General features: G+C 73.1%; 2 protein-coding genes and 3 pseudogenes. 2 read left to right on the forward strand and 3 right to left on the reverse strand.

The genetic code is table 11. The annotated features are described in order from the left end of the window. Nucleotides 1-739: 739 nt before the first annotated feature. Entirely contained in the window at nucleotides 740-1,105 is a 366-nt protein-coding gene (locus tag RBJ77_RS21640; RefSeq protein WP_372346542.1) for a hypothetical protein, read from the reverse strand. A gap of 591 nt (nucleotides 1,106-1,696) precedes the next feature. On the opposite strand from RBJ77_RS21640, the pseudogene RBJ77_RS21645 reads away from it, so the two are divergent. Beyond that, nucleotides 1,697-2,420, forward strand: a pseudogene (locus RBJ77_RS21645) (aspartate/glutamate racemase family protein). Nucleotides 2,421-2,427: 7 nt separating this feature from the next. On the opposite strand, the gene RBJ77_RS21650 reads toward RBJ77_RS21645, so the two are convergent. Together RBJ77_RS21650 and RBJ77_RS21655 are read right to left on the reverse strand one after the other, a co-directional pair. Continuing rightward, nucleotides 2,428-2,583 (reverse strand): hypothetical protein, encoded by a 156-nt coding sequence (locus tag RBJ77_RS21650; protein ID WP_372346543.1) that lies wholly within the window; start codon nucleotides 2,581-2,583, stop codon nucleotides 2,428-2,430. Nucleotides 2,584-4,210: 1,627 nt separating this feature from the next. Next, a pseudogene (locus RBJ77_RS21655) lies at nucleotides 4,211-4,812 on the reverse strand (DUF2064 domain-containing protein); the annotation flags it as partial. 874 nt (nucleotides 4,813-5,686) lie between these two features. Here RBJ77_RS21655 and RBJ77_RS21660 point away from each other — a divergent pair. Then, nucleotides 5,687-5,913, forward strand: a pseudogene (locus RBJ77_RS21660) (response regulator); the annotation flags it as partial. Nucleotides 5,914-6,000: the final 87 nt, after the last annotated feature.

The following is a 6,000-nucleotide window of genomic DNA, read 5'->3' on the forward strand; positions in this document are numbered from 1 at the left end:
ACGTCGGCGGTGAACGGGTGCGCAAGTCCCGTGCGCTATGGCGTATTTCACCCATCGATCGATGATCGGAAATCTGTTGACCTCTCGGAAATCCGCGGCCGTAACGTCCACTCCACGACTTTGGAAGTGTGATTTCGGATAGCGGAACCGAGGGGTCTTCGATGGCCACTGCACAACAACGGGACCCCCAACCCGGCGACGGACCTCGCGACGCCCGAAGCGCGGGACTGCAGCCCCCGCCTCTACAACAGCGATCTGGCCCCACGAAGGCGGCGGCCGCAGCTGCGCGTACAACGTCTTCACGCTCTGGGCAACGACGCGCACAGCCCGGCAACTACGCGTTCGCCATCGGGCTCTTCGCGCTGGGCATGAGCGTGTGGGACATCCCTCATCGCCTCGCGACGCCTCCGTGCTGCTGTTCGTGCTGCTCAACCTGTCCGACGGATGGGACACCGCACCGGTGTCCCGTTCCCGGTGATGAGCCGGATCGCCTTCGGTGCGCGGCTCCCAACTGCCCGCCGTGGTCCGCGGGGGCCGCCGCCATCGCCTGGTTCGGCATCCAGACCTACCTCGCCTCCTGTAGCGCTGCGCACGCCGATCACGGCGCTGTGGGCGGGCGCGGCCGACCACGACAAGAACGCGATCCTCGGCCTGTCCACGCTCGGCTGGATCAGCTTCCTGTTCCTGTGGCCTCGTCCAGGTGCTCATCGTCAGCTTCGGCATGGTAGGCCATCCGCCGCTACATGGCCGTCGCCGCACCGGACCGGTCCTGGTCACGGTGCTCGCCCTCGCCGTGCGGGATGTTCACCTCAAGGCGGACATGTCGATCGCGCTCGACAACGGCGAGCCGTTCACCGGCGGCGCGAAGTGGCCGCACATCTTCGAGGCCGCCGCGCTGTGGGTCGTCGTCTACGGCACGTTCGTCCTCAACTTCTGCGACTTTCACGCGGTCCGCGAAGTCGCCCTGCTCCATCACCCGCGGCAACCTCATCGGCATCCCGGTGAACATGCTGTTCTTCGCGGTGATCGCCGCGGTGCTCTCCGGCGCCCAGTTCCGCCTCGACGGCGAGGTCATCACCAGCCCCACCGACATCGTGCGCACCATCCCCAGCACGATCCTGCTGGCCCCTCGCCTGCCTCTGCGCTGCCGAGCTGACCGTCGCCGTGAACCTCCTGCGAACTTCTCGTCGCGCCGGTCTACATGCTGGTCAACCTCCCTGCAGCGCCCTCGACTTTCCGCGCAGCGCGGGCGTCGTCAGCGCCCCGTCGGCCTGGGTGATCCTGCCCTGGAACCTGTACGACAGCCCGGTCGCGGTCACCTCACTTCGGCGGCCTCGGCGCCCTGCTCGGCCCTCGTCTTCGGTGTCGTCATGGCCGACTACTGGCTGCTGCGCAAGGCGCAGATCAACGTGCCGCACCTCTACCTGAGGACCCCGAGGCCACCTACCACTACCGGCGCGGCATCAACCCGAAGGCCGTCGGCGCTCTCTCGTCCCGTCCGCCGCGATCGCCGTCGTCATCGCCCTCGTCCCGTTCTTTCTCCGGGATCTCGGGATTCTCCTGGATTCACGGCGCGGCCATCGCCGCCGCGCTGTACTGGGTCGCTGAGCGACCGCACACAGACCTTCGAGCACATCGACGGCGAGGCCATCGCCGTCGCCGCCGAATGAACCACACTCCTGGGAGTACCACCCGCATGCGCATCCTCGTCGCCAACGTCAACACCACCGAGTCGATGACGAAGAGCATCGCCCTCACCGCGGAGTCGGTCGCCGCACCCCGGCACCGAGATCGTGCCGCTCACCCCGGACTTCGGTCCGAGTCCTGCGAGGGCAACTACGAGAGCTACCTCGCCGCCGTCGCCGTCATGGAGAAGGTGCGCGCGCCTACCCCGAGCCGTACGACGCCGTCATCCAGGCCGGGTACGGCGAGCACCCGGCCGCGAGGGGCTGCAGGAACTGCTCGACGTGCCCGTCGTCGACATCACCGAGGCGGCCGCCAGCACCGCCCAGTTCCTCGCCACAAGTACCCGTGGTCACCACCCTCGACCGGGCCGTGCCGCTCATCGAGGACCGGCCTGCTGGCAGGGGTCTTCACCGGCTCGCCTCCGTCGCGCAGCGGCCTGGCCGTGCTGGAGCTGGAGAGCGACCCGGACGCCGCCGTCGCCGCGATCGTCGAGCAGGCCGCGGCCGCCGTCGAGCAGGACCGCGCCGAGGTCATCTGCCCCGGCTGCGGCGGCATGGCGGGCCTCACTGAACAGGTCGTCGCCCGCACCGGCGTGCCCGTCGTCGACGGGGTGGCCGCCGCCGTGACCATCGCCGAGTCCCTGGTCAGGGCTCGGCCTGACGACGTCGAAGGTGCGCACGTACGCGCCGCCGCGCCCGAAGGCCATCCGCAACTGGCCGCCGCGCACGGCCTGACACCCGGTCAGGAGGCCGTGCGCCGCCCGCCGCGGCGTACGGTCACCAGCGCGATGCTCGCCAACGCGCAGCCCAGCAGTCCGAGTTCGGACACCGTCGGCGGTCCGGCAGGGCCGAGCGCCCAGTCGCCGAGGCGCACCGTGAACGGCACCGCCAGCTGCAACCGCCGCCGTGGAACACCGGACCGCGCAGCAGGATCAGCCGGCGCCGCACGAGATGTGGCGGGGGCGTGGACCGCGCCGCCCAGCAGCACGTGATGCCGCCCCACCGGGCGAGAGGGAGGCGCCGTCGGCCGGCACGGCGAACGGCAGCATCACCAGCGAGCGTCGCCAGACCCCAGCAGCAGCTACCCGGCAGCGCGGGCCGGGATCGGCGCGGACACGAGCCGCCGCCGGCAACAGGAACCCGTACGCGGGCGGAACGCCAGGCATCTGCCACCGCGAGCCTCGAGCTCCCGGCGAGATCGACCCGCCCGCCCCGTCCCGCACGCTGCTGTACGCAATTCTCGGTCGCCACCGCGGCGAGCACCCGCCCCCGCGGCCTGCCGGACCGTGGCCCGCTGCCCGAACAGCAGCGCCCCCACCGCCAGCGAGGCGTGCACGGCATCAGCGCGACGACCAGATTGGTCAGCGAGGCCGTGCCGATGCGCGGGCGGTGCGCGAGCAGCGGTCCCCATCGCGTACGCGGCGAACCCGAGCAGCGCGAGCAGCGCCAACGCCCCTGGCTGTCGCGGTACCTCTGACGCAGCTCGTGGCGCCCTCGGCCCGCGCCGCGCGCACCCCGCAGAGCACCGCGCAGCACACCTCGGTCCGCGCCCGCCGCGACCACCAGCGGATCGGTGTCTCTCGACCAGCGCCCCGGACAGCAGCCACGTGCCGGCGAGGGAGCGCGACGAGCGCGCGCGGCGAAAGCACGGCGACACCGGCCGGGCCGGGACCCTGCCGCACGCCAGGGGCCGTCGAATCCACCCTGCGCTCGCCGACCGCCGACCGGCGCGTGCGACGCCTCTCGACGGTTCGGCTCGGGACGATCTGCCGGGCACGCTGGTCGATGACCATGCCGTGGTGGTCTGCGGACCGGCGACCGTCGGGACGTGGGTGCGCCAGGGCGACGCAGTGCCGGCCGCCCCGCCGTCCACCGGTCGGCGATCCGCCACGTCGACGGCCCGGCATGGCGGAGCAACGCGGGCGATGCCTGAGCCGGGCCCGGGAACGAAGTTGCTCGCGGCCGCCGGACCGCCAGCGCTCCCGACCAGCCGGACGGTGACCCGCTCGCCGATGTCGCCCGGCGCGGTCTCGACGATCAACAGGCCGCCGGGGCGGGAGTTCCCGGCCATCCGGGCCCAGCGGTGCGCCCCGGGTGCGCGCGATGCCGCCGAGATTGCCGTCCACGAAGCAGCGCCGGCCACGCCATCGGCCGGCGCCGCAACGGCGCGAACACCGACCGCACCAGCGCCCGCCCGCCCAGCTGCCGGGTGCGACGCGACGCGGCCTCGCTTGGCACGTCGATTGCCGAGTGCCGGCTCGCGCGCGGCCAGCTCCGCGACCAGTGCCGTCCCGGCCCCGCACCCGACGTCGAGGACGGCCGGGTCGCAGCGGTCCAGGAGCGCCTGGTCCACGGCGTCCGCCCGCGCACCAGCGGGTCGACCTCCAGGGCTTGGCCAGCCGTCGCCCCGGCGCGGGAAGAGCGGTCCGCCGCCGGCCCGCAGCGCGTCCGGCGGTAGGGATCGGCCGACCGAGTGGCGCCCGGCGGCCCCGCACTTGGCGTACGACGTTCATCGGCGGGCCGACCGCTCGGCAGCGGGCCAGTTCCGCGGCGAAGCGGCTGCCGGTGCGCCGCGGCGGCGGCGACCGCCTCCGCGATCCGCCGCCGGTAGTCCACGTCCCGCAGGCCCGGCAGATCCCTGACCCCGCAGCCCCGCGGCCATCAGCCGGGCCCGCTGGACGGCGCCCGTCGCGGGCGTCGACATGAGGACGCCCTGCAGCAGCGCCGGATCGGGATCGGCGAGGCCGCAGCGCCCAGAACTCCGCTGCCGCGGCGGGGCCGAAACACGCGTCGTACCTGGCGAAGTCCACGGTGAGTAGCTCCGGCGTCACCTGGGTGGGTGTCCATGCTGATCAGCAGGCGGGCCCGGTGCAGCCGGCGAAGGCGGCGGCGAGCCGCTCGTCCAGACCGCCCGCGCACTGCGGGACGACCTCGAAGCTGGGCGGCAGCTGCGGCCCGGCCCGCCCGTCCAGCACCAGGACCCGCGCCGCGCCGGGTCGCGGCCACCGCCCGCGGCCCGTGAGGGCTGCCGCGGCGAGCGCCGCCGCCTGCTCGGGGTGAACGGCGGGTGAGCCGGGTCTTCACCCGCCGGGCCGTGGTTCCTGGCGATCACGAGCAGGGTGGTCACGGACGGCTTCCTCGACGGGGTGCGACGGGCGACGGGGGCGCGAGGGGCGGCTCGGCCAGCACCCGAGCCCATGTCGCGCACGCCTGCCAGGTCCCGCCAGCGGGTGCCGGTCACCTTGAGTGCTGGAGCGCGGTAGGTACGGACGTCGTGCCAGGTGACCCGCCACTGCGTCGTGGCCGCCCGCACGACCATCTGCAACGGGTAGCCGCTGCGCCGGTCGGACAGGCCGAGGTCGGCGCGCCTCCCGGAGCGGCGCAGGCCCCGCAGCGGACCGGAGGTCGCGCAGCCGCAGGCCCGTGCGCCTGCGCAGCAGCAGGCCAGCGCGACGTTCCCGCCCGGGCGTGTGCGCCAGGCGCCCCGGCCGCGGCCGACGCCGCCCGAGCACCAGACCAGCCGTGCCGCCGCGCACCCGTCGACGAACGGCACGAGCAGCGCCGGATCGAGGGAGGCGTCGCAGTCGCAGAAGCACACGACGGCCGTCGCCGGCCGTCCTTGCGTGGCAGGCGGCGCTCGGAACCGCGCTGCGGCTCCTCGACGACGGTGGCGCCTAGCGCGGGCGATGCCGGCCGAACCGTCGGTGGAGCCGTTGTCCACGACGACGCTCGCCAGCCCGGCGGAATCCGCCGAGCACCACGGTAGGCCTCCGCCTCGTCGAGGCAGGGGCAGGACGACATCGACGCCATCGGGCGTGGAAGGGATCAGCACGGCTCACCCTACGAACGAAAAGCCGCAAACGGACTTCAGCTCCTTACGAAACAAGGACGTCGGAGGCGGCGGGCGGCCGGGCGCTGCGGCCGGTGCGACGCTTGACGCATGGAACAGCAGCAGTCGTCCGGAACAGGGTTCGCCGGCGGAGACGCGGGCCGGGCTCTGCGTCCTCGTCGTCGACGACGACCCCACGGTCGCCGAGGTCGTCGCGGGTTACCTGACCTCCGGGCCGGGCACGGTCGACCGGGCCGGGGACGGGCCCCGCCGCGCCTCGCCCGCGCCCGCGGAGCACTGCCTCGACCTTCGTCGTCCTCGACCTCATGCTGCCGGGCATGGACGGCCTGAGGTGTGCCGCTCGCTGAGGCCTCGCGCGGACCCGTCCCTGTCGTCATGTGAAGCGGCGCACGAAAACGCGAAAGCGTTTCACGATAAATGCGAAAACGGCTAAACACCCAAACATCCGAACTGAACGAAGTACAA

The sequence above is a fragment of the Streptomyces sp. KL116D genome (assembly GCF_030766975.1).
Lineage (GTDB): Bacteria > Actinomycetota > Actinomycetes > Streptomycetales > Streptomycetaceae > Streptomyces > Streptomyces longispororuber_A.

Bases quoted from the DNA above. Each gene is read 5' to 3' on its own strand.
- RBJ77_RS21640 (WP_372346542.1), bottom strand. From the start codon at position 1,105: ATGGTGCGCACGATGTCGGTGGGGCTGGTGATGACCTCGCCGTCGAGG.